The organism is Kitasatospora sp. NPDC004745 (genome assembly GCF_042873275.1).
In the GTDB taxonomy this organism is placed as follows: Bacteria; Actinomycetota; Actinomycetes; order Streptomycetales; family Streptomycetaceae; genus Kitasatospora.
In genome coordinates, this window is sequence record NZ_JBIALK010000008.1 from 118,662 (window position 1) to 142,212 (window position 23,551).

Annotated in this window: 17 protein-coding genes and 1 pseudogene; 12 read left to right on the forward strand and 6 right to left on the reverse strand. The window is 75.4% G+C overall.

Features of this window, described 5'->3' with window-relative positions; all coding sequences use genetic code 11:
• Positions 1–102 precede the first annotated feature (102 nt).
• From guaA to ACFYUY_RS16630, 3 genes and pseudogenes are all read left to right on the forward strand, one after another.
• On the forward strand, positions 103–1,698 hold the full coding sequence (gene guaA / locus ACFYUY_RS16620) for a glutamine-hydrolyzing GMP synthase (protein ID WP_360208994.1): 1,596 nt from the start codon (positions 103–105) through the stop codon (positions 1,696–1,698).
• A gap of 194 nt (positions 1,699–1,892) precedes the next feature.
• Positions 1,893–2,423, forward strand: a pseudogene (locus ACFYUY_RS16625) (DoxX family membrane protein); the annotation flags it as partial.
• A gap of 210 nt (positions 2,424–2,633) precedes the next feature.
• Positions 2,634–2,918 carry a Rieske (2Fe-2S) protein gene (locus ACFYUY_RS16630; RefSeq protein WP_363364127.1) on the forward strand — a complete coding sequence of 95 codons (285 nt, stop codon included), beginning with the start codon at positions 2,634–2,636 and terminating at the stop codon, positions 2,916–2,918.
• Between the two features lie 20 nt (positions 2,919–2,938).
• On the opposite strand, the gene ACFYUY_RS16635 is transcribed toward ACFYUY_RS16630, so the two are convergent.
• Together ACFYUY_RS16635 and ACFYUY_RS16640 are read right to left on the reverse strand one after the other, a co-directional pair.
• Positions 2,939–3,160, reverse strand: coding sequence for a hypothetical protein (locus tag ACFYUY_RS16635; protein WP_387901165.1), 222 nt, complete (start codon positions 3,158–3,160; stop codon positions 2,939–2,941).
• The gene (locus tag ACFYUY_RS16640; RefSeq protein ID WP_387901168.1) at positions 3,157–4,593 is read right to left on the reverse strand and encodes a PspC domain-containing protein; all 1,437 of its coding nucleotides are present in this window, start codon (positions 4,591–4,593) and stop codon (positions 3,157–3,159) included. The genes ACFYUY_RS16635 and ACFYUY_RS16640 overlap by 4 nt, the downstream gene beginning before the upstream one ends.
• 260 nt (positions 4,594–4,853) lie before the next feature.
• Here ACFYUY_RS16640 and ACFYUY_RS16645 point away from each other — a divergent pair, with 260 nt between their 5' ends.
• From ACFYUY_RS16645 to pcrA, 3 genes are all read left to right on the forward strand, one after another.
• Positions 4,854–6,188: a PspC domain-containing protein gene (locus ACFYUY_RS16645; protein WP_387901313.1), complete on the forward strand. Its 1,335-nt coding sequence runs from the start codon at positions 4,854–4,856 to the stop codon at positions 6,186–6,188.
• Positions 6,181–6,861, forward strand: coding sequence for a response regulator transcription factor (locus ACFYUY_RS16650; RefSeq protein WP_360208987.1), 681 nt, complete (start codon positions 6,181–6,183; stop codon positions 6,859–6,861). Before ACFYUY_RS16645 ends, ACFYUY_RS16650 begins: the two co-directional genes overlap by 8 nt.
• Positions 6,862–6,950: 89 nt before the next feature.
• Entirely contained in the window at positions 6,951–9,566 is a 2,616-nt protein-coding gene (gene pcrA, locus ACFYUY_RS16655; RefSeq protein ID WP_387901171.1) for a DNA helicase PcrA, read from the forward strand.
• 75 nt (positions 9,567–9,641) lie between these two features.
• Here the strand turns inward: pcrA and ACFYUY_RS16660 are convergent, their stop codons facing one another.
• Positions 9,642–10,460 carry a M23 family metallopeptidase gene (locus ACFYUY_RS16660; RefSeq protein WP_387901173.1) on the reverse strand — a complete coding sequence of 273 codons (819 nt, stop codon included), beginning with the start codon at positions 10,458–10,460 and terminating at the stop codon, positions 9,642–9,644.
• A gap of 334 nt (positions 10,461–10,794) precedes the next feature.
• Between ACFYUY_RS16660 and ACFYUY_RS16665 the strand changes: the two genes are divergently transcribed.
• Complete coding sequence (locus ACFYUY_RS16665) at positions 10,795–11,202, forward strand: cobalamin B12-binding domain-containing protein (protein WP_350503520.1); 408 nt, start codon at positions 10,795–10,797, stop codon at positions 11,200–11,202.
• A gap of 80 nt (positions 11,203–11,282) precedes the next feature.
• Here ACFYUY_RS16665 and ACFYUY_RS16670 read toward each other — a convergent pair whose 3' ends face one another.
• Complete coding sequence (locus ACFYUY_RS16670; RefSeq protein ID WP_387901176.1) at positions 11,283–12,881, reverse strand: DUF5691 domain-containing protein; 1,599 nt, start codon at positions 12,879–12,881, stop codon at positions 11,283–11,285.
• An 11-nt stretch (positions 12,882–12,892) separates the two neighbouring features.
• A complete protein-coding gene (locus tag ACFYUY_RS16675) occupies positions 12,893–14,206 on the reverse strand; it encodes an SWIM zinc finger family protein (RefSeq protein WP_360208976.1) in 1,314 nt (437 codons plus the stop codon).
• 200 nt (positions 14,207–14,406) lie between these two features.
• Here ACFYUY_RS16675 and ACFYUY_RS16680 point away from each other — a divergent pair, with 200 nt between their 5' ends.
• From ACFYUY_RS16680 to sucD, 5 genes are all read left to right on the forward strand, one after another.
• Positions 14,407–15,489: an AAA family ATPase gene (locus ACFYUY_RS16680; protein WP_360208973.1), complete on the forward strand. Its 1,083-nt coding sequence runs from the start codon at positions 14,407–14,409 to the stop codon at positions 15,487–15,489.
• Entirely contained in the window at positions 15,486–17,840 is a 2,355-nt protein-coding gene (locus tag ACFYUY_RS16685) for a DUF5682 family protein (RefSeq protein ID WP_387901180.1), read from the forward strand. Before ACFYUY_RS16680 ends, ACFYUY_RS16685 begins: the two co-directional genes overlap by 4 nt.
• Before the next feature lie 86 nt (positions 17,841–17,926).
• Positions 17,927–19,093, forward strand: a complete 1,167-nt coding sequence (locus ACFYUY_RS16690) for a VWA domain-containing protein (RefSeq protein WP_387901183.1) — start codon at positions 17,927–17,929, stop codon at positions 19,091–19,093.
• Between the two features lie 301 nt (positions 19,094–19,394).
• Positions 19,395–20,567, forward strand: coding sequence for an ADP-forming succinate--CoA ligase subunit beta (sucC, locus tag ACFYUY_RS16695; protein WP_387901186.1), 1,173 nt, complete (start codon positions 19,395–19,397; stop codon positions 20,565–20,567).
• 18 nt (positions 20,568–20,585) lie between these two features.
• A complete protein-coding gene (gene sucD, locus ACFYUY_RS16700; RefSeq protein WP_350573897.1) occupies positions 20,586–21,470 on the forward strand; it encodes a succinate--CoA ligase subunit alpha in 885 nt (294 codons plus the stop codon).
• Between the two features lie 68 nt (positions 21,471–21,538).
• On the opposite strand, the gene ACFYUY_RS16705 is transcribed toward sucD, so the two are convergent.
• A complete protein-coding gene (locus tag ACFYUY_RS16705) occupies positions 21,539–23,497 on the reverse strand; it encodes a LuxR C-terminal-related transcriptional regulator (RefSeq protein WP_387901189.1) in 1,959 nt (652 codons plus the stop codon).
• Between the last annotated feature and the right edge of the window lie 54 nt (positions 23,498–23,551).

A 23,551-nucleotide genomic window follows, 5' to 3' on the forward strand; every position in this document is an offset into this window, starting at 1 on the left:
GGTAGAATCGGTGTCCAGACACCCCCACCCGTCGCCGCCGCGGCCCCCGCCGGGGAAGCGGTTCGGTGTGACACCTCTCGTACCGCTGCCGGAAGGCCGTCTGTGTCCTCTGCAATCCCCGTCCAGTCCGCGCCGGACAACGACCCCGTCCTGGTGGTCGACTTCGGTGCCCAGTACGCCCAGCTCATCGCCCGTCGGGTGCGTGAGGCGCGGGTCTACAGCGAGATCGTGCCGAGCAGCATGCCGGTCGCCGAGATGCTCGCCAAGAACCCGAAGGCGATCATCCTCTCCGGCGGTCCGTCGTCGGTCTACGAAGAGGGCGCGCCGCAGATCGACCGCGCGATCTTCGAGGCCGGTGTCCCGGTCTTCGGCATGTGCTACGGCTTCCAGCTGATGGCCAAGACCCTCGGCGGCACCGTCGACAACACCGGTGCCCGCGAGTACGGCCGCACCCCGCTGGTCGTCAGCCGCACCGGCTCGACCCTCTTCGAGGGCGTCCCGGCCCGGCACTCGGTGTGGATGTCGCACGGCGACGCCTGCTCCGCCGCCCCCGAGGGCTTCACCGTCACCGCCTCCACCGAGGTGGTCCCGGTCGCGGCCTTCGAGAACGACGAGGCCCGCCTGTACGGCGTCCAGTACCACCCCGAGGTGCTGCACTCCGACCACGGCCAGCAGATCCTCGAGCACTTCCTCTACCGCGGCGCGGGCATCGCCCCGACCTGGACCACCGGCAGCGTGGTCGAGGAGCAGGTGGCGCTGATCCGTGCCCAGGTCGGCACCAAGCGCGCGATCTGCGGCCTCTCCGGCGGCGTGGACTCCGCGGTCGCGGCCGCCCTGGTCAACAAGGCCGTCGGCGACCAGCTGACCTGCGTGTACGTCGACCACGGTCTGATGCGCAAGGGCGAGACCGAGCAGGTCGAGAAGGACTTCGTGGCGGCCACCGGCGTGCAGCTGAAGGTGGTCGACGCCGCCGAGCGCTTCCTGACCGCGCTGAAGGGGGTCACCGACCCCGAGGAGAAGCGCAAGATCATCGGCCGGGAGTTCATCCGGGTCTTCGAGCAGGCCCAGGCCGAGATCATCGCCGAGGCCGGCGAGCAGGGCGAGTCGGTCGACTTCCTGGTCCAGGGCACCCTGTACCCGGACGTGGTGGAGTCCGGTGGCGGCACCGGCACCGCCAACATCAAGTCCCACCACAACGTCGGCGGCCTGCCCGAGGACCTGCAGTTCCAGCTGGTCGAGCCGCTGCGCAAGCTGTTCAAGGACGAGGTCCGGATGGTCGGCCAGGAGCTGGGCCTGCCGGAGGAGATCGTCCAGCGCCAGCCGTTCCCGGGCCCGGGTCTGGGCATCCGGATCGTCGGCGAGGTCACCCAGGAGCGGCTCGACCTGCTCCGCGAGGCCGACGCGATCGCCCGCGAGGAGCTGACCGCGGCCGGTCTGGACCGGGAGATCTGGCAGTGCCCGGTCGTGCTGCTGGCCGACGTGCGCAGCGTCGGCGTGCAGGGCGACGGCCGCACCTACGGTCACCCGATCGTGCTGCGCCCGGTCTCGTCCGAGGACGCCATGACCGCGGACTGGTCGCGCCTGCCGTACGACGTGCTGGCCCGGATCTCCACCCGGATCACCAACGAGGTCCGCGACGTGAACCGCGTCGTCGTCGACGTCACCAGCAAGCCGCCGGGCACCATCGAGTGGGAGTAGCCACTCCCGCCGGACGCTGAGCCGGTGCTGAACGGCCGCGCCGTCGTTCCCGTATACAGGGGAGCGGCGGCGCGGCCGTTCGCGGTGGGGCTTCCGCCCACCGGGTGGGCCCTCCCACCGAAAGCGATCGGGACCGGGCAGAATGCGGACCGGACCTGTCAGGACGTGGCAGGCCGCGAGGGAAGGTGTGACGGATGTCGGAGGCCAGCAACTCCGTGGCGGTCGACGGGGGAGCGGCCGGTCGGGCCGACCGGGCGGCGCAGCGGCGGGCGTTCGCGTCCCGGTACGCGCTGCTGCCGCTGCGCCTCTTCCTCGGCGTCACGTTCGTGTACGCCGCCCTCGACAAGCTCTCCGACGGGCACTACCTGGCCGGCGCCGGCGACCCGGCCTCGTTCGTCTCGCAGACCCAGGCCGTCAGGGCCGGCAGCCCGATCTCCTTCCTGCTCGGCCCCGCCCTGGACGCCCCGACCCTGTTCGCGCTCGCCATCGCCTTCGGCGAGCTGGCGGTCGGCCTCGGCACCCTGCTCGGCCTCTGGGGCCGGGTCGCGGCGCTCGGCGGCGCGCTGATCAACCTGAGCCTCTGGCTGACCGTCAGCTGGAGCGTCTCCCCGTACTACCTGGGCAACGACCTCGCCTACCTGATGGCCTGGACCCCGCTGCTGCTGGCCGGCACCCCGTACCTGTCGGTGGACGGCTACCTGGCCGCCCGGGCCGGCCGGGACCGGGCGCGCGGCCTCGCCGAGGACCGGGTCAAGCGCCGGGCCCTGGTGGACGGCGGGATCGCCGCCGTCGCGATCGGCGGCGCCGGGCTGCTCACCGGCTCGCTCACCCGGACCTTCGGCCGGGGCGGGAAGTCCGCGGCCAAGCAGTCCGCGGCCCCGGTCAGCTCCGCCCCGGCCCCCGCCGGGCCGGCCCCCTCGGTGCCCGCCGCGAGCGTGCCGGTCGGCGGCTCGGCCCAGGTCAAGGACCCGGCCACCGGCGACGCCGTCTACATCGTGCAGCCCAAGGCCGGCCAGTACTGCGGCCTCTCCTCGGTGTGCACCCACTCCGGCTGCGCGGTCGACGCCCCGAAGAACGGCCAGCTGTACTGCCCCTGCCACGGCTCCCGGTTCGACGCCGCCACCGGCGCGGTGGTCAACGGCCCGGCGGTGAAGCCGCTGCCGAGGTACGGCGTGACCAAGGACGGCGACCAGCTGAAGCTCGGTCCGCTGCAGAGCTGACCGCTCCGCCCGTCGCTGCGTCACCCGCCGTCGCGTTCGCCGCCGTCGCCGCGGTTGCGCCGGGCGACCGCGGCGACGGCGCCGACCAGGCCGCCGAGGCCGAGCACGAGGAAGGTGACCGGGATGACGATCCGGCCGTTCACGGTCTGGTCGTTGAGCGCCGCGACCAGGTAGAGCACGGCGATCGTGGTGAACAGTCCGCCCGCGATCAGCGAGAACGGGTCGAGCCGGTGCTTCCTCACTGCTGGACCTCCACCTTGATGTTGCCGAGGCCGACCGAGAGTTCCAGGTCGATCGTGCCCTTGGACGCCTGACCGCCGACGGGTTGCAGCAGGTAGGTGTGGCGACCGGTGCCGTCGTCGCGGCCGCCCGGGACGGAGACGTTGCCGAGGCCCGTCCGGGTCACCAGGTTCACCGTCGCGTCCGGCGGCAGCACCACGGTCAGTTCGCCGACGCCCAGCTCGGCGCGGCTGGTGAGGGTCGCGCCGGTGGTGTCCAGCGCGCTCAGGTCGAGGTGGAGCTCGCCGGCGCCGAGGGTGTACTTGGGCGCCAGGTCGGTCGTCGCGGTGACGGTGAAGTCGCGCCGCCCGACCGCGTCGCGCACGGAGTCCGGGGAGTGGCCGACGAAGGTCAGCGCCAGGGTGATCAGCAGGCCGATCGCCGCGAGCTTGCGGGCCCGGCCGAACTTCGCGCCGAGCAGCAGGGTCAGACCGACCACCAGCAGCGCGGTGGCCAGCACCGACGTGCTCAGCACGCCGAGATCGGTGTGGCCGACCGAGGCGGACCAGACCGCGGCGCCCGCGCCGATCGCCAGCAGCAGGCCGAAGAACCCCAGCGCGGAGCGCTCCCGCGGGTGCCGGACGGCGGCGGGCCGCGGCCGGCGGGGCGGGCCGTCCTTGCGCAGCGGATCGCCCTCGGGCAGGTCGGCGCGCTGCCACCAGGGCTGGGCCGGGCCGCCGGCGGGCGGCACCGGGGTGCCGTACGGCGGGGTGCCGGTGCCGCCGTAGGGGTTGCGGTCGGGGTGGCGCGGGTCCCACAGGTAGCCGCTCGGGCCGGGGGCCGGGGAGTCGGCGGGCACCGTGCCGGCGGCCTGCGCGGCGGCGTGCCGGGCGCGGGCGGCCGCGTCCTCCTCCGGCCGGGACCAGGGGTGGCCGCCGTGGTCGTCCTCGGGGAAGTGCCGGTCGTACGGGCCGCCGCGGCGGCGTCCGCGCACCCGGCCGCGGCGCCGCTCGGGGTCGTAGCGCACCGCCAGGAAGACCAGGCCGGCGAGCAGCAGCAGCGGGAAGAGCTGGCCGTCGTCGCCCATCGAGGAGAAGAACACCCCGGTGCCGATCACGGTCAGCAGCACCGCGCCGACCGACTGGCCGTCCACCCGGCCGGTGAGCACCCGCTGGAGTTCGGTGCGCCCCTGCCGGTCCTCGCCCCGGCCGTCCGGCACCGGCTCGGTCGGGACGACCAGCCAGGCCAGGCCGTACAGGAAGAGCCCGAGGCCGCCGGAGAGGCAGAGCACCACGATGACGACCCGGAAGACCACCGGGTCGATGTCCAGGTGCCGTCCGAGACCGCCGCAGACACCGGCCACCACGCGGTGGTGCCGTGCCCTGGTCAGCGGCGGGCGGTCCGGTTCCGGCGGGGCGGCGGGCCCGGCCTCCTCGATGCGGTGGTCCTCGGTCATGGGCACCATCCTCCCGGCTGGGCCCGGCCCGCCCAACCGGTGGGAGCCCTGTCCGTACCCTGACCCGTCCCTGAGAAGGGCTTAGGGACACACCCTGATGCGCCCGCGTGCGCGAGCGTGGAACCATCGGTGCCGTGGCAGCACCCGGTACCGATCCCCGACCCCTCGCCCCCGACACCGCGTCGGCGGGCACCGACCCGAGCGTGCCCGACGGCGGGCGGCCGCCCTACCGACGGCTCTACCGCAGCCCGCAGGGACGGATGCTCGGCGGTGTGGCGCACGGCCTCGCGGTGCACCTCGGGCTGCCGGTGCGGTGGGTCCGGCTGGCGTTCGTGCTGCTGTTCTTCGCGCAGGGCATCGGCGCCCTGCTGTACGCGGCGTTCTGGTTCGTGGTGCCGATCGGCATCGGCGAGCCGGCGCAGCGCGGCGGCGCGCACTGGGTGTACGTCAACGGCGGCTTCGTCCCGACCGGCCAGGGGCAGCAGCAGGGCGGGGCGCTGACCAAGGGCGGCCGCGGCGGCTGGCTCGGCCGGCTGCGCGAGCTGCTGCAGCACGCGCTGCAGGGCGAACCGGCCGCGCCGGCCGCGGAGGGGGAGGGCGCCGCGCCCGGCGGCCGCCCCGGTCAGGGCGGCCTCGGCCAGCTCGCCGCCCTGGTGATCACGGTGATCGGCCTGATCGCGCTGCTGAACGTGCTGGGCGTGCAGACCGCCAAGCCGTACACCTGGCCGCTGCTCGCGATCGGCGTCGGCGTCGCGCTGGTCTGGCGGCAGGCCGACGACTCGCGCTGGCAGCGCTGGTTCGGCCTGGAGGAGGGCGACCGGCGCCGCGGCGCCTACACCCGGGTCGGCGTCGGCGTGCTGCTCGTGGTGGGCGGCACCATCGCCTTCCTCGCCGTGCAGGGCAGCGGCTCGACCCTCGGGTCGGTCGTCGAGGCCTCGCTCGCGGTGCTCGCAGGGGTGCTGGTCCTGCTCGGCCCGTACGGGCTGCGCCTGTGGCAGGACCTCGGCGCCGAGCGCACCGCCCGCATCCGGGCCCAGGAGCGGGCCGAGATCGCCGCGCACGTGCACGACTCGGTGCTGCACACCCTGACCCTGATCCAGCGTCGGGCCGAGGACCCCAAGGAGGTGCTGCGGCTGGCCCGCGCCCAGGAGCGCGAGCTGCGGCTCTGGCTGTACCGCCCGGAGGCCGCCGCGGAGGCCGCCCCGGACACCATGGCGGAGAGCCTGCGGGCCGTCGTGGCGGAGGTGGAGGACCGGCACGGCGTCCCGGTCGAGCTGGTGATCGTCGGCGACTGCCCGATGGACGAGCGGATCGCGGCACAGATGCAGGCCGCGAGGGAGGCGACCGTCAACGCGGCCAAGTACGGTGGCGGGGGACCGGTCCAGGTCTACGCCGAGGTCGAGGGGAGGACCGTGATGGTGTTCGTCCGCGACCACGGCCCCGGCTTCGACCCCGACACGGTGCCGGAGGACCGGATGGGCGTACGGGAGTCGATCATCGGCCGGATGAAGCGCAACGGCGGCACCGCACGGGTGCGGCCCGCGCCGGACGGCGGGACCGAGGTCGAGCTGGAGATGGAGAGAACGAATGACTGAGGCAGCTCCGGAGCGCACGGCGAGGGTCGTCCTGGTGGACGACCACCGGATGTTCCGGACGGGGGTCAGGGCCGAGATCGGCCGCACCGACGTGACCGGCATCGACGTGGTCGGCGAGGCCGACGACGTGGAGTCGGCGGTCCGGGTCGTCGCCGAGACCAGGCCGGACGTGGTGCTGCTCGACGTCCACCTGCCCGGCGGCGGCGGCGTCGAGGTGCTGCGCCGCTCGGCCGGGCTGATGGGCGAGGCGGGGGGAGCGGTCAAGTTCCTGGCGCTGTCGGTGTCGGACGCCGCCGAGGACGTCATCGGCGTCATCCGCGGCGGTGCCCGCGGCTACGTCACCAAGACCATCACCGGGACCGACCTGGTCAACGCGGTCTTCCGGATCGCGGACGGCGACGCGGTGTTCTCGCCGCGGCTGGCCGGCTTCGTGCTGGACGCCTTCGCCGCGACGGACACCCCGCCGGTCGACGAGGACCTGGACCGGCTCACCCAGCGCGAGCGCGAGGTCCTGCGCCTGATCGCGCGCGGGTACGCCTACAAGGAGATCGCCAAGCAGCTGTTCATCTCGGTGAAGACGGTGGAGAGCCACGTCTCCGCCGTGCTGCGGAAGCTGCAGCTCAGCAACCGGCACGAGCTGACCCGCTGGGCCACCGCCCGCCGCCTGGTCTGAGCCCGCACCCGGGCCCCGTCGAGCCCGCCCGGCCCGTTCCGTACGGGCCGGGCGGGCTTGTCGGTGGGTGGCCATAGACTCGGAGTGCCATGAGTAGCCTCTTTGACGACCTCCCGCTCCCCGGTTTCGAGGCCCCCGCCGCCGGGTCGAAGCAGCCCGCCGCACCCATCGACGAGGAGCCTCCGCCGTACGAGGGCGACGTCCCGTACGACGCCTACGAGGAGGCGATCCCGGACGGCTTGTTCCACACCGACCACGCCGCCGAGGCCGAGCGGGACGCCTGGTACCGCAACGGCGCCGCCCGCCCGGTGGTGGACCCGGCGCAGCTGCTGGAGGGCATGAACGACCCGCAGCGCGAGGCGGTGCTGCACGCGGGTTCGCCGCTGCTCATCGTGGCCGGCGCCGGCTCCGGCAAGACCCGGGTGCTGACCCACCGGATCGCCCACCTGCTCGGCGCCCGCGGCGTGCAGCCCGGCGAGATCCTGGCCATCACCTTCACCAACAAGGCCGCCGGCGAGATGCGCGAGCGCGTCGAGGCCCTGGTCGGCCCGCGGGCCCGGGCGATGTGGGTCTCCACCTTCCACAGCGCGTGCGTGCGGATCCTGCGCCGCGAGTCCAAGCTGCTGGGCTTCACCTCCAGCTTCTCGATCTACGACTCGGCCGACTCGCAGCGCCTGATGTCGCTGGTCTGCCGCGACCTCGACCTGGACCCGAAGCAGTTCCCGCCGAAGTCCTTCACGGCGAAGGTCAGCAACCTCAAGAACGAGCTGATCGACGAGGAGACCTTCGCCGACCAGGCCGCCAACCCGATGGAGAAGAAGCTCGCCGAGGCGTACGCCCTCTACCAGCGGCGGCTGCGCGAGGCCAACGCGCTGGACTTCGACGACATCATCATGACGACGGTGAACCTGCTGCAGGCCTTCCCCGACGTCGCGGAGCACTACCGGCGGCGGTTCCGGCACATCCTCGTCGACGAGTACCAGGACACCAACCACGCCCAGTACATGCTGGTCCGGGAGCTGAGCGGGGGCTCCGTCGCCGCCGCGCCCAGGCGCACCGTCGACGGGGACTTCGTGAACCCGGCCGCCGCCCACCTCGCCGAGGTGCCGCCCGCCGAGCTGTGCGTGGTCGGTGACGCGGACCAGTCGATCTACGCCTTCCGCGGCGCGACGATCCGCAACATCCTCCAGTTCGAGGAGGACTACCCGAACGCGACCACGATCCTGCTGGAGCAGAACTACCGCTCCACGCAGACCATCCTGAGCGCCGCCAACTCCGTCATCGAGCGCAACGCCAACCGGCGCGAGAAGAAGCTCTGGACGGCCGGCGAGCACGGCGAGAAGGCCGTCGGCTACGTCGCGGACGACGAGCACGGAGAGGCCCAGTTCATCGCCGACGAGATCGACCGGCTCACCGACGCGGGCGACGCCAAGCCCGGCGACGTCGCGATCTTCTACCGGACCAACGCCCAGTCCCGCGTGTTCGAGGAGGTGTTCATCCGGGTCGGCCTGCCGTACAAGGTGGTCGGCGGGGTGCGCTTCTACGAGCGCAAGGAGGTCCGGGACGTCCTGGCGTACCTGCGGGTGCTCTCCAACCCGGAGGACACCGTGCCGCTGCGCCGGATCCTCAACGTGCCCAAGCGCGGCATCGGCGAGCGGGCCGAGGCGATGATCGACGCGCTGGCCGCGCGGGAGCGGATCTCCTTCGCCCAGGCGCTGCTGCGGGTCGACGAGGCGTACGGGATGGCCGCGCGCTCGGCCAACGCGGTGAAGAAGTTCAACGTGCTGCTGGCCGGTCTGCGGCAGGTCGTCGAGTCGGGCGCCGGCCCGGCCGCGGTGCTGGAGGCCGTCCTGGAGGAGACCGGCTACCTCGCCGAGCTCCAGGCCTCCACCGACCCGCAGGACGAGACCAGGGTGGAGAACCTCCAGGAGCTCGCCTCGGTGGCGCTGGAGTACGAGCAGGACCCGGGCGAGCGGCCGGACGCCGGCGAGGACGGCGCGCCGCCGGTCGGCTCGCTCGCCGACTTCCTGGAGCGGGTCGCGCTGGTCGCCGACTCCGACCAGATCCCGGACGAGGACGAGGAGGGCCGGGGCGTCATCACGATGATGACCCTGCACACCGCCAAGGGCCTGGAGTTCCCGGTGGTCTTCCTGACCGGCATGGAGGACGGCATCTTCCCGCACATGCGGGCGCTCAACCAGGTCAAGGAGCTGGAGGAGGAGCGGCGGCTCGCCTACGTGGGGCTCACCCGCGCGCGGGAGCGGCTCTACCTGACCCGCTCGGTGCTGCGCAGCGCCTGGGGGCAGCCCGCCTACAACCCGGCCTCGCGGTTCCTGGAGGAGATCCCGGACACCCTGGTGGAGTGGAAGCGGACGGGCGCGGCGCAGGCGCCGGCGGCGCGCGGCTTCTCCTCGGGCTCGTCCTGGGGCAGGTCCTCGTCCGGGGGCGGGGGGCAGCGCTCCTCCGCGTCCGCCTCGGCCGCCCCGAAGGCGGGCTGGGGGCAGTCGGCGCGGCGCGGCGGCAAGGTCGTCGAGCGGGACGTCGTCTCGCTGGCGGTCGGGGACCGCGTCACCCACGACACCTTCGGACTGGGCACGGTGGTGGGCGTCACCGGTGTCGGCGACCGGGCCCAGGCCACCGTCGACTTCGGCACGGAGGGGCGCAAGCAGCTGCTGCTGCGGTACGCACCGGTGGAGAAGCTCTGACCCCCGGGCCGGGCGCCGGGCAGGGGCCGGCGGGGGCCGGTCCCAGCAGGGGTCCGGCCTGGCGGGGGTCCGGTCCTAGCGGGGGTCCAGTCCGTTCGAGAGGAACCACGGCAGCGGGTCGACCGGCCCGCTGCCGGCCGGGCGGATCTCGAAGTGCAGGTGCGGCCCGGTGCTGTTGCCGCTGCTGCCGACGAAGGCGATCACGTCGCCCTGCTTCACCGGGCCCTTGCGGACCTTGTACGCCCGCAGGTGGCAGTACCAGGCCTCGGTGCCGTCGGGCATCTTCAGTATCGACATGTAGCCGTACGACGGGTTCCACTGCGTGCGGATGGTGCCGTCCGTGACGGCCACGACCTGGGTGCCGCCGTCCACCGGGAAGTCGATGCCGGTGTGGCGGTTCGCCCAGTGGGTGCCCGCCTCGCCGAACAGCTCGCCGAGGCCGTGCTGGGCGACCGGCATGACCACCTTGGGCTGGGCGGGTTCGGCGGTCGGCTGGGCGGTCGGGGTGGCGCCGGGGGCCGTGGCATCGGTGGGCTGGGCGCCGGACAGCGGCTGCCGGGCGTCGCCGCGGGAGGCCTGGGCCTGGTCGCCGACGGCGAGCGCCTGCTGCGCGGACGCCTTCGCGGCCGTGGCGGCCGTGCCGTCCGGGGCGTCGGCCGCCGTCGACTGCGGGGGGACCCGGCCGGCCGCCTGCGCGCGCTGGTCGGCCTCGCCCTGCACGGTGACCGCCGCGGCGGCGGCGGCGACCCCGAGCGCGGCCACCGACGGCAGCGCGACCCGCAGCAACGCCGTCCGGGTGGCGGCCCGGGCGGCGCCGCGGCGCTGGGCGCGGGACTGCTCGCGGGCCGCGAGGCGCAGCTCCGCACGGGTCGGGCGGGCTGCTTCGGGAGCCATCGGGGGCTGCCTCCTCGGTGGGCCTCGGGCGCGTCGTCGGGCGTGGGGGAAAACCGGGGGGAAAACAGCCGAGACTGTAGTCGCAAGGCCGACGCCCCCGAAAAACCAGCGCTTGTCAAGGGGTCGGCCGGGGGTCCGTGCGGACGGCGGCGGACGGGTATACCCACTGGTAGCAAGGCCGGTGGCTTGTGACTTTGCCCTCCTCTTGGGGGGTGGCACGACCAACGGGGCCGGGTGGCGCTAACCTCCCCTCAGGTTGGTTATTGACCGTTAACCGAGCCCGCGGCCCACGAGGTCCGGTCGGACGGTGGACGACGATGTCCAGGAGGCAGTCATGAGTGTGTCGGGGCCGATCCGTGTGGTGGTCGCCAAGCCGGGGCTCGACGGTCACGACCGTGGCGCCAAGGTCATTGCGCGCGCCCTGCGCGACGCCGGTATGGAGGTCATCTACACCGGGCTGCACCAGACGCCCGAGCAGGTCGTCGACACCGCGATCCAGGAGGACGCGGACGGCATCGGGCTGTCGATCCTGTCCGGCGCCCACATGACGCTGTGCGCGCGGGTGCTGGAGCTGCTGAAGGAGCGCGACGCCGAGGACATCAAGGTGTTCTGCGGCGGCATCATCCCGGACGAGGACATCGCCGAGCTCAAGGCCATGGGCGTCGCCGACATCTTCACCCCGGGCACGCCCACCCGGGACGTCGTCGCCTGGGTCGAGGCCAACCTGCGGGCGGCCGGCTGAGGCCCGCCCCTCCCTCGAAGCGGTAGCGCGCACGGCCGAGCGGGCCGCCCCCTCCGGAGGGGGCGGCCCGCTCCGCCGCGTCAGCCGCCGAGTTCGGCGAGCATCGCCGCCCGGAAGCGCAGCGTCCCGGCCAGCCGGGCGAAGGTCTCCGACCACGCGGAGTCCGGGGCGGCCCCGGCGGCCAGCTCCTCCACGGCGGCCGCCGTCTCCGGGGCGAGCGCCCGCTCCGTCATCCCGAGCACCCCGCTGTGGCTCCACGGGTACGCGCCCGAGCCGGCGGCCCGGGCCAGGGCCGTCACCACGGCGGTGGACAGCGGCGGCGTCCACGGGGTGGCGCAGGCGCCCAGCAGCTGGAAGGCCTCGCCGAGGCCGTGCACCTCGATGAACGCGGCCGTCCAGGCGGCCCGCTCCCCGGGCGGGAGGACGGCCAGCAGCTTGGCCGGGGCGCCGGTGGCGCGCGGCGCGCGGGGCCGTCCGGAGCCGCGGACGGGCGGGGCGGGGGCGGGGCCGAGCAGCGCCCGGGCCCAGTCGGCGTCGTGCTGGCGGACGGCGGCCCGCGCCCAGGCCTCCCGCAGGTCGTCGGCCCAGCTGCTGCTGGTCTCGTCGATGCTGTCGCCGACCCGCAGGGCCAGCAGCTGCTCCGGGGTCAGGCCGGTGCTGCGGGGCCAGGTGGCGAGCGGCGCCGCGGCGACCACCTCGCCGAACCACCAGGCCCGCTCGCCGCGCCCGGTGGGGGAGGTGGGCGCGATGCCGTCGCGCTGCATGGCCGCGTCGCACTCGGCGGGCGGGGTGACCAGCAGGTGCGTGCCGGCGTCGGCGAGGCGGACGGCGGCCAGCGCGCGCTCGGCCATCCGGTGGGCCAGGGCCGAGCCGGGCAGGGTGGAGAGCAGCTCGGCGGCCGTGGCGCGGACGTTCTTGCTGCGGTCCCCGAGGGCGGCCTCCAGGAACGGTTCGTCGGCGGCGGAGAGGCCGTCCTGCAGGGCGTCCAGGAAGAGCAGGCGGTCCTCGGCGCGCTCGGTGGGCCAGGTGCCGCTCAGCAGTTCCAGACCGGCCGCCGGGTCCCGGCGGCGCAGCAGGGTGAGGTGGGTGACCCGTTCGGCGAACAGGCCCTCGTGCCACAGGTGGTGGTCGACGGGCTGCCCGGGCCGTCCGGCCGGATCGCCCGCGGTGCGCAGCACGAACCGCCAGTCGGGGTTCTGCTCGGCCAGCCAGCGGCCCAGCGGGCCGGCCAACGCGACCGCGTCGGGGCGCAGTTCGCTGCGGGCCCGGGCGGCGTCGAGCAGGCCGGGTATCAGGGCGCCGGGCGGCCGCAGGCCCCGGGCGCGCGCGGTGGCGAGCCACTGCGGGAGCAGTTCGGCCAGGTTGGCCAGGGTGCTGCCGCCGGTGCCGCCGGAGCGGCCGGCCAGCAGCACGGCGAGCCGGCGGGCGGCCGGCTCGGGCAGCACCGGGCGCCGGTCCTCCGGCGCGGGCGGGCCGGGCGGGCCGGCGGCCGGCACGGGCAGGGCGCCGGCCCGGCGGCGGACGGTGGCGAGCGCGGCCAGTTCCAGCAGGGCGGTGGCCGGGTCGGACCGGTCGACCTCGTCGGCGAGCGGCAGCGCGGCGGCCGGGAGCGGGCGGCGGTCGGTGCCGAGCAGCGCGGTGGTGTGCAGGGTCTCCCACGGGTCCTGGGTGGTCGTCATGTCCGTTGCTCCTACGCAGTGGTGAGGCCGATCGGGCGGTCCTGGCCGGACCAGGCCGTGACCGGGGCGAAGCCCTGGTGGCCGTACTCGCCGAAGACGGTCAGCGGGCGGCCGGTGGAGACCGCGGCCAGCCGCCACAGCGCCGCCTCGGGGACGGCAGGGCCGTGCACGGGCACGGTGTGGTGGCCGTCCGTCAGGTGCCAGCCGTCCGGGGTGCGGACCGGCACGACCCCGGCGAGGACGGTCGGCCAGCTCTCCAGCCACGGGTCGTCGGCGACGGCGGTGCCGTAGCCGGCCACCGCCTCGGCGACGGCGAGGCCGTCGGGCGGGCCGGCCGGGCCGGGGGCGGGGGCGCCGTAGCGGGTGCCGAGGGCGGCGCGCAGCGGGCGGGCACCGGGGTGGAAGGCGAGGTCGGCCTCCAGCAGGTGGCCGGTGGGCAGGGCGAGGTCGGGGGCCTGGCCGGGCCGGCCGAAGGCCAGCAGCAGGGCGGGCCGGCCGGTCTTGGCGCCGCGCAGCCAGACCCGGCGGGTGGTCAGCCGGTCGTCGGAGCCCCCTTCCATCTGCACCGTCCGGCTGCCGAGCACCTGCCAGCGGTCGCGGACGGTGGGCCCGGCCAGGACCTCGGCGGTGTCGGCGGGGTAGCCGACCCGGGTGCGGACCGTCGCGGCGAGGTCGGCCGGCAGTTCGTCGAGGCGGGTGGCGGCGGTGGCGAGCAGGTGGAGCATCGCGTACTCCTCCAGGAGGAGGTCGGAGGGGACGGTGTCGAGCGTGCGGACCCGGGTGGCCAGGCCGGGTGCCTGCGCGTCGACCATCCGGGCGGCGACCGCCTCCCAGGGGCCGGCGGCGGACTGGTCGGCCAGGCCGTGCCGGACCCGGTCGGCCAGCCGCAGCCGGAGCTCGGCGGCGCCGGCGGCCACCCGGGCGCCCCGCTTCTCGGCCCGGCGGCGGGCGGCGGCAGGGTCGGCCGGGGCGGCGGCGCGCTTCTCGGCGCGCTCCCCGCGGGCCCGGAGCCAGTCGGCCGCCCAGTCGGCCGGCTCGGCGGCGGGGACGGCCTGCGGGGCGCCCGTCCAGAGCAGGAGGAGCCCGAGCGCGTGCTTGCACGGGAACTTCCGGCTGGGGCAGCTGCACTGGTAGGCGGGCGTGGCGAGCTCGACCACGGTGCGGTACGGCGTGCTGCCGCTGCCCCGGCACTCGCCCCAGACCGCGGTGCCGTCGGTGCCCGCCCCGGACCACGGCGCGGGCGAGGAGAGCTTGCCGGCCGCCTTCTGCGACGCGGCGTCAGGTGCCAGGGACAGGACGTGTTCGGTGCTCCAGCGTTCCTCCATGCGACCGACGGTAGGCGGCGGCACTGACATCGCCCGGGTGCCCGTCCGGCCCGCGCGCGAGGGCGCCCGCCGGTCCGTCAGGTGATGTCAGTGGCCCGGTGCAAGGTGGTTCCGCAGGCCGGGACGCCGACCTGGCTCCCCCCGATCACCCCGCCGCCGGGGCACCCGTGCACCCGGCGGCCGACCCGAAGGAGCCCCCGATGACCGACGTTCTGCGGCAGCACGCCGAGGACGCCTTCGCCGGCGAACTGGCCGCCCTGGCCGCGCAGGACGACCGTCCGCGCCCGGAGCGCTGGAAGCTCTCGCCGTGGGCGGTGGCGACGTACCTGCTCGGCGGCGAGCTGCCCGACGGCACCCGGGTCACCCCCAAGTACATCGGTCCGCGCCGGGTGGTGGAGGTCGCCGTCACCACCCTGGCGACGGACCGCGCGCTGCTGCTGCTCGGTGTGCCCGGCACCGCCAAGACCTGGGTCTCCGAGCACCTGGCCGCGGCGATCAGCGGCGACTCCACCCTGCTGGTGCAGGGCACCGCGGGCACCCCGGAGGAGGCCGTCCGGTACGGCTGGAACTACGCCCGGCTGCTCACCCACGGCCCGAGCCGGGACGCCCTGGTCCCCTCGCCGCTGATGCGGGCGATGGCCGACGGGAAGATCGCCCGGGTCGAGGAGCTGACCCGGATCCCGGCCGACGTGCAGGACGCCCTGATCACCGTGCTGTCCGAGAAGACGCTGCCGGTACCGGAGTTGGGCTCCGAGACGCAGGCCGTGCGCGGCTTCAACCTGATCGCCACCGCCAACGACCGCGACCGCGGCGTCAACGAGCTGTCCAGCGCGCTGCGCCGCCGGTTCAACACCGTGGTGCTGCCGCTGCCGGGTTCGCTGGAGGAGGAGGTCGACATCGTCACCCGCCGGGTGAACCAGCTCGGCCGCTCCCTGGAGCTGCCCGAACTGCCCGGCGGCGCCGCGGAGATCAGGCGGGTGGTGACGGTCTTCCGCGAGCTGCGGGCCGGGATCACGGCGGACGGCCGGACGAAGGTCAAGACCCCGAGCGGCACCCTCTCCACCGCCGAGGCGATCTCGGTGGTGACCAACGGGCTCGCCCTGGCCACCCACTTCGGTGACGGCGTGCTGCGCGCCGGGGACGTGACGGCCGGCATCCTCGGCGCCGTGGTCCGCGACCCGGTCGCGGACCGCGCGGTCTGGCGCGAGTACGTGGAGGGCGTGGTGCGGGAGCGCGACGGCTGGAAGGACTTCTACCGGGCCGCCCGCGAGGAGGTGCGATGACGGCCGACGTCGCGCTGCTCGGCATCCGGCACCACGGCCCGGGCTCGGCCCGGGCGGTCGCCGCCGCCCTGGAGCAGTGGCGGCCCGACGCGGTGCTGATCGAGGGCCCGCCCGAGGCCGACGGCCTGCTCCACCTCGCCGCCGGGACGGGCCTGGTGCCGCCGGTCGCGCTGCTCGCCCACGCCGTGGACGACCCGGCGAAGGCCGCCTTCTGGCCGTACGCCGAGTTCTCCCCGGAGTGGGTGGCGATCCGTCACGCCGTCGAGCGGGAGCTGCCGGTCCGCTTCATCGACCTCCCCGCGGGCCACGGTTTCGGTCCGGCCGCCGGGGAGGCGGACGGCGAGCCGGAGGCGCCGGCGGCCGATCCGCTGGCGCTGCTCGCCGAGGCCGCCGGGCACGACGACCCGGAGCGCTGGTGGGAGGACGTGGTCGAGCACCGCGCGCCCGGTGCGGACGCGCTGGCCCCGTTCGCGGCCGTCGCCGAGGCGATGGCGGCGCTGCGGGCGGAGGGCCTCGGCGAGTCCCGGCGGGACACCCTGCGCGAGGCCTACATGCGCCAGCAGGTCCGCGCCGCCCGCCGGGCCGGGCACGGCCGGATCGCCGTGGTCTGCGGGGCGTTCCACGTGCCCGCGCTGGCGGCCGCGCCGAGCGTCGCGCACGACCGGGCGCTGCTCGCCGGACTGCCCCGGAAGGTGCGGACGGAGGTCACCTGGGTGCCGTGGACGCACCGCAGGCTCTCCCAGGCCGCCGGCTACGGCGCGGGTGTGCGGTCGCCCGGCTGGTACCACCACCTGTTCACCACCGAGGGTGACCCGGTGCCGCGCTGGCTGACCCGGGCCGCCGAACTGCTGCGCGCCGAGGACCACCCGGTCTCCTCCGCCCACGTGATCGAGGCGGTCCGGCTCGCCGAGGCCCTCGCGGTGATGCGCGGCCGCCCGCTGGCCGGGCTGACCGAGACCCTGGATGCCGTACGGGCCGTGCTGTGCGAGGGCTCGGACGTCGCCCTGGAGCTCGTCCGGGACCGCCTGGTCGTCGGCGACGCGCTCGGCGAGGTCCCGGACACCGCCCCGGCGGTGCCGCTCCAGCGGGACCTCACCAGGCTGCAGCGCTCGCTGCGGCTCAAGCCCGCGGCCGAGCCCAAGGACCTGGACCTCGACCTGCGCAAGGACACCGACGCGGCCCGTTCCCGGCTGCTGCACCGGCTGCGGCTGCTGGGCGTCGACTGGGGCGTGCCCGCCCGGTCCGCCGTGAACTCCACCGGGACGTTCCGGGAGAGCTGGCGGCTCTGCTGGCAGCCCGAGTTCGCGGTCCGGATCGCCGAGGCCGCCCAGTGGGGCACCACGGTGGAGGAGGCGGCCACCGGCAAGGCCGTCGGCACCGCCCGCGCGGCGGCCGAACTCGCCGAGCTGACGGGCCTGGTGGAGACCTGCCTGCTGGCCGGCCTGCCCGGCGCGCTGCCCGCGGTGATGCGGGTGCTCGCGGACTGCGCGGCCCTGGACACCGACGTCGCCCACCTGGCCGGGGCGCTGCCCGCGCTGGTGCGGGCGCTGCGCTACGGCGACGTCCGCGGCACCGACCACGGTGCGCTCGGCGCGGTGGCCGCAGGGCTCGCCGACCGGATCTGCGTCGGGCTGCCGCCCGCCTGCGTGGGGCTGGACGCCGAGGGCGCGGCGGCCATGCGCGTCAGGATCGACGAGGTGCACGGTGCGATCGGCCTGCTCGGGCCGGGCGGACCGGCCGACCCGGACGCCGCGGGCGACCCGGACGCCGCGGACGGGCCCGGCGGCCCGGGCCCCGACGGCCGGAGCCCGGACGGCCTGGCCGGGCGCTGGGCCGCCACCCTGCGGGGCCTGGCCCGCCGGGAGCCGAGCGCCGGACCGGCCACCGGCGTCCCCGGGCTGCTGCGCGGCCGCGCCGTCCGGCTGCTGCTGGACGACGGCCGGCTCGACTCCGACGAGGCCGGCCGGCGGCTGCGCCTGGTGCTGTCCGCCGCCAGCGCCCCGCTGGACGCGGCCGGCTGGATCGAGGGCTTCCTCACCGGCGGCGGAGCCCTGCTGCTGCACGACCCGCGGCTGCTCGCCCTGCTCGACGCGTGGGTGAGCGGCGTCCCCGCCGGGGTGTTCACCGACGTCCTGCCGCTGCTGCGCCGCACCTTCGCCGGGCTGGAGGCGGGCGTGCGGACCACGATCGGCGGCCGGGTGGCGGCCGGCCCGCTGGGCGAGGCCCCGGCCGGTGCCGACCAGCCGGGCGAGCTCGACCGGGGCCGGGCCGACGCGGCGGTGCCGGTGGTGGCGCTGCTGCTCGGGGTCCGGCCGCGGATCCCCCGGCAGGCTGCCGGGCGCAACACCTGACGCGGCCTCCCCGGGCCGCCCCCCGGTCACCCCCGGTGCCCCCGTCACCCCTCTTACCCCCGTTGTCCCCGTCGAAGGAGGACGAGATGGCTGCGACCACGACCGACGACCGGCTGCGCCGCTGGCGCCTGGTGCTCGGCGGCGAGGCCGACGGCACCGGCTGCACCCTGCGCGGCCGGGACGCCGCGATGGACGGCGCCCTCGCCGCGCTCTACCGGGGCGCACCCGAGGAGGGCGGCCGTCCGGCCCGCGGCGGCCGGCGCGGTGCCGGGCTCGGCGGCTCGGCCCCGCAGGTGGCCCGCTGGCTGGGCGACATCCGCGAGTACTTCCCGTCGACCGTCGTCCAGCTGATGCAGCAGGACGCGATCTCCCGGCTCGGCCTCGACCGGCTGCTGCTGGAGCCGGAGATGCTGGAGGCCGTCGAACCGGACGTGCACCTGGTCGGCACCCTGCTCTCGCTCCGGCACGCGCTGCCCGAGACCACCCGGGAGACCGCCCGGGCCGTGGTCGGCAAGGTGGTCGCCGACCTGGAGCGGCGGCTCGCCGACCGCACCAGGGCCACCGTGGGCGGCGCCCTCGACCGCAGCGCCAGGGTGAACCGGCCCCGCCACCGCGACATCGACTGGGACCGCACCGTCCGGGCCAACCTGGGCAACTACCTGCCCGAGCACGGCACCGTCGTCCCCGAGCGGCTGGTCGGCCACGCCCGCGCCCGGCACGCGGTGCGCAAGGACGTCATCCTCTGCATCGACCAGTCCGGTTCGATGGCGCCGTCCGTGGTGCACTCGGCGGTGTTCGGCGCGGTGCTCGCCTCGATGCGGAGCCTGGACACCCGCCTGGTCGTCTTCGACACCTCGGTGGTCGACCTCACCGAGCAGCTCACCGATCCGGTCGACGTCCTGTTCGCCACCCGGCTGGGCGGCGGCACCGACATCAACCGCGCGCTCGCCTACTGCCAGTCGAGGATCACCCGGCCCGCCGAGACGGTCGTGGTGCTGATCAGCGACCTCTACGAGGGCGGGATCCGGGACGGCATGCTGCGGCGGGTCGCCGCGATGAAGGCGGCCGGCGTGCAGTTCATCGCCCTGCTGGCGCTCTCCGACGAAGGTGCGCCCGCGTACGACCACGCCCATGCGGCCGCCCTGGCCGCGCTCGGCGTACCGGCCTTCGCCTGCACCCCCGACGCCTTCCCGGAGGTCATGGCCGCGGCGATCGAGAAGCGCCCCGTCCCGGTGCCTGACCAGGGAGTGTGAGGATTCACCCGGACGCGCTAAACCCGCCCGCCGGTGGGCGGGGCCCGCGCCGCACCGCTCTAGGCTGTCTGTGACGGTTCTCACCCAAGACGGGAAGGCCCCGGGCGAAACAGTCCCGTCGTACGGGGATAACCTGCCAGACGGACGTGACGCGCGTGTTGATTGACGTGTGCGCCCGTGGCTGTGTGGGCCGCAAGGCCGTACCTCTGCGTACCCGCACCGCCCCGACGACCCGCAGCGAAGATCCTGCCGTGGCACGCTCGTAGAGACACAATCCGCGACCACGAACAAGGACAAACACGTGGACCTGTTCGAGTACCAGGCGAGGGACCTCTTCGCCAAGCACGGCGTGCCCGTGCTTGACGGCGATGTCATCGAGACCGCCGCAGACGCTGCCGCCATCGCGGAGCGCTTCGGCGGCCGCGCCGTCGTCAAGGCTCAGGTGAAGGTGGGTGGCCGAGGCAAGGCCGGTGGCGTGAAGCTCGCCTCCGACCCGGCGGACGCCGTCGCCAAGGCCGAGCAGATCCTCGGCATGGACATCAAGGGCCACACCGTTCACAAGGTGATGCTGGCCCAGACCGCGGACATCAAGGACGAGTACTACGTCTCGTTCCTGCTGGACCGCACCAACCGCACCTTCCTGGCCATGGCCAGCGTCGAGGGCGGCGTGGAGATCGAGGTCGTCGCCGAGCAGAACCCCGACGCGCTCGCCAAGATCCCGGTCGACGCCAACGAGGGCTGCACCCCGGAGAAGGCCGCCGAGATCGTCGCCGCGGCGAAGTTCCCGGCCGAGGTCGCCGACCAGGTCGCCGAGGTCCTGCAGAAGCTGTGGACCGTCTTCATCAAGGAGGACGCCCTCCTCGTCGAGGTCAACCCGCTGATCAAGTCCGGTGAGGGCAAGATCATCGCGCTCGACGGCAAGGTCTCCCTGGACGAGAACGCCGAGTTCCGCCAGCCCGAGCACGAGGCGCTCGAGGACAAGGCCGCGGCCAACCCGCTCGAGGCGGCGGCCAAGGCCAAGGGCCTGAACTACGTCAAGCTCGACGGCCAGGTCGGCATCATCGGCAACGGCGCGGGCCTCGTCATGAGCACCCTCGACGTGGTCGCCTACGCCGGAGAGAACCACGGCGGCGTCAAGCCCGCCAACTTCCTCGACATCGGTGGCGGCGCCTCCGCCGAGGTCATGGCCAACGGCCTGGAGATCATCCTGGGCGACCCCGACGTCAAGTCGGTGTTCGTCAACGTCTTCGGCGGCATCACCGCCTGTGACGCGGTCGCCAACGGCATCGTGCAGGCCCTGGAGCTCCTCGTGAGCAAGGGCGAGAGCGTCACCAAGCCGCTCGTCGTCCGCCTGGACGGCAACAACGCGGAGCTGGGTCGCAAGATCCTCGACGACGCCAACCACCCGCTGGTCCAGCGCGTGGACACCATGGACGGCGCCGCGGACCGCGCCGCCGAGCTGGCCAACAAGTAAGGAAGGGGACTTAACACCATGGCTATCTTCCTTACCAAGGACAGCAAGGTCATCGTCCAGGGCATGACCGGCGCCGAGGGCATGAAGCACACCCGCCGCATGCTCGCCTCGGGCACCCAGATCGTCGGCGGCGTCAACCCGCGCAAGGCCGGGACCACGGTCGACGTCGACGGCACCGAGATCCCGGTCTTCGGCTCCGTCGCCGAGGCCATGGAGAAGACCGGCGCCGACGTCTCCGTCCTCTTCGTGCCGCCGGCCTTCACCAAGGCCGCCGTCATCGAGGCCATCGACGCCGAGATCGGCCTGGCCGTCGTCATCACCGAGGGCGTCCCGGTGCACGACACCGCCGCCTTCTGGGCCTACGCCGGCTCGAAGGGCAACAAGACCCGGATCATCGGCCCGAACTGCCCCGGCCTGATCAGCCCCGGACAGTCGAACGCCGGCATCATCCCGGCCGACATCACCACCTCCGGCAAGATCGGTCTGGTCTCCAAGTCGGGCACCCTGACCTACCAGCTCATGTACGAGCTGCGCGACATCGGCTTCTCCTCGGCCGTGGGCATCGGCGGTGACCCGGTCATCGGCACCACCCACATCGACGCCCTCAAGGCGTTCCAGGAGGACCCGGAGACCGAGCTCATCGTCATGATCGGTGAGATCGGCGGCGACGCCGAGGAGCGTGCCGCGGCCTACATCGCCGAGCACGTCACCAAGCCGGTCGTCGGCTACGTCGCGGGCTTCACCGCCCCCGAGGGCAAGACCATGGGCCACGCCGGCGCCATCGTCTCCGGCTCCTCGGGCACCGCCCAGGCGAAGAAGGAGGCCCTCGAGGCCGCCGGTGTCAAGGTCGGCAAGACGCCGTCCGAGACCGCCCGCCTGGCGCGCGAGATCATCGCCGGCTGACCTCGGTCAGCGGCGCGACGAGCGCCCCCGCCCTCCCGGGCGGGGGCGCTCGCCCGTTCCCGGGCCGTTCAGCGCGGTGCCGGCCCGGTGGTGCAGGGCAGCGGCGACCACAGCGGACAGGCCGCCGGCCCCTGCGGCGGGGGCGCCCCGGCCCCCCGGGCCGCCGCGGGCAGCTCCCACCGGGCGAGGGCCTCCGTCCGCGGCTCCACCACCACCGCCTCGATCCCCGGCGTCGGACTGCACCACAGGCTGCGCACGCCGTTCGGCGGGCCGCCCGGCAGCACCGGCACGCCCGGCTCGTCGGCGTCCGGGGCGGGCACGCACACGGCCGGCTCCGGCGGCTCCGGCTCCCGGAAGAGTGCCGCCGGTCGGATCCCCACCAGGGTCGCCAGCACCGCTCCGCCCACCGCCACCGTCAGGGCCGCCGCCGCCCCGGTCCGGCTCGCGCTCCACATGCGGTGCCGCGCCCGCAGCACCGGCACCGGGGCCCGGTGGGGCTCCGGGCAGCCCCGCACCGCCGCCCGGTGCAGCAGGCCGCTGAGCCGGTCCGCGAATCCGGGCGCCGTCGGGTCCGGGCCCACCAGGTCCGGCACCGACTGGGCCAGCGCCGCCCGGGCCGCCCACACCCGGCCCTCGGCGGCCGCCAGCGTGGACTCCACCTCGACCGAGACCGCCGCGGCCGGCAGCCCCAGGCCGTCGTGCAGCACCAGCGCCCGCCGCTGCGGCCGCGACAGGCGGCGCAGCGCCTTCAGCAGCGCGCGGTCCCGGTCGGTCAGCCGGTCGTGGTCCGGCAGGACGGCCTGCGACTCGTCGGCCGGTCGGACGGTGATCCGGCGGTGCGGCAGGCTCCAGAGGTGCGAGCGCCGCGGGCCCCCGCGATGCCACGGCGACAGCCCCAGCTCGCAGGCCCGCACCCGTACCCATCCCTCCGGATTCCCCGATGCGGCCACCGCCTCCCACTCCCGCCGCGCCTGTCCGAACGCCAGCCGGACGCAGTGCACCGCCCGGTGCCTGCAGGTGGTCAGCAGGAACACCTGCTGCACCAGGCGGGTGTGGGCCGCCTCGTACAGCTCCTCGAAGTTCCGGGGGACGGCGGCCGTCGCGGAGCCGGCCGGGGCGGGCGCGGGGGCGTCGACCGGCTGCTCCGCCGCCCGGGCGGGGGCGGGCTCGCCGCGACCGCCCCGGTCGGCCGGGCCCGCCGGGGCCGGTTCACCCGCCCGGGCCGGTGCGCCGGGGCCGGTCGCTCCCGCGACCGCTCGGGGGCGCCGGCCGGCGCGGGCGGGCCCGGTGCCGGTGGGGGCGGTGCCGGTGGGGGCGGTGGTCTGCCGCCCGGCCGTGGTCGGCGCCTCGGTCGGTGCCGTGGTCGGCGCGGTGGGGGTCGCTGTTTTCACGGGCGCGGGCTTTCCGGTGCTGGTGGGCGGGTTGCCGGGCTCCGCGGGGGCGGGGGCGGCGGGGGCCGGGGCGGCCGGGGAGCTCGCGGAGCGTGGGGGCGTGCGTGGGCGGCCGGTGCCGGGGGGTGCGCCGCCGGGCCGCTCGCCGGGGGACGGCTGCGGGCGGTGGCCGTCCGGGGCGGATGCGCGGTTCTCCTTCGGCCGTCCGCCGGTGCCGAGGACCGGGGCCCGGCCGGCGCCGTCGGCCGGGGGAACGGCCGGGCCCGGGGGCCTGGCCGGAGCCGGAGCCGGTGCCGCCGACGTGGCCGGGGGAGCCGCCGGGGGCGAGGTCTGGGGCGCGCGGAGGCCGGCGGTGAGGGCGACGGCCTCGGCCTCCGTGGCGGCGCCGAGCTTGCGCATGGCCCGCTGGACGTAGCTGCGGGCGGTGGCCGGGGTGACGCCGAGGGCGGCCGCGGTCTGCGGGAGGTCGCGGCCGGTGGCGAGGTGGCCGAGGGCCTGGGCCTCACGGGGGGTCAGCTTGCGCAGGAGGCGGGCGGTGTCCTGGTCGGCGCGGGCGGCCCGGGGTTTGCGGGGTCGGCGGCCGGGGGTGGGGGAGTCGGCCCCGGCGGGGTGTTCGGCGGTGGGTGGCGTGGTCATCAGACGCTCCGGGCCGGGGCGCCGGCGGCTTGGGGGCAGGGTCTGAAAATGCGC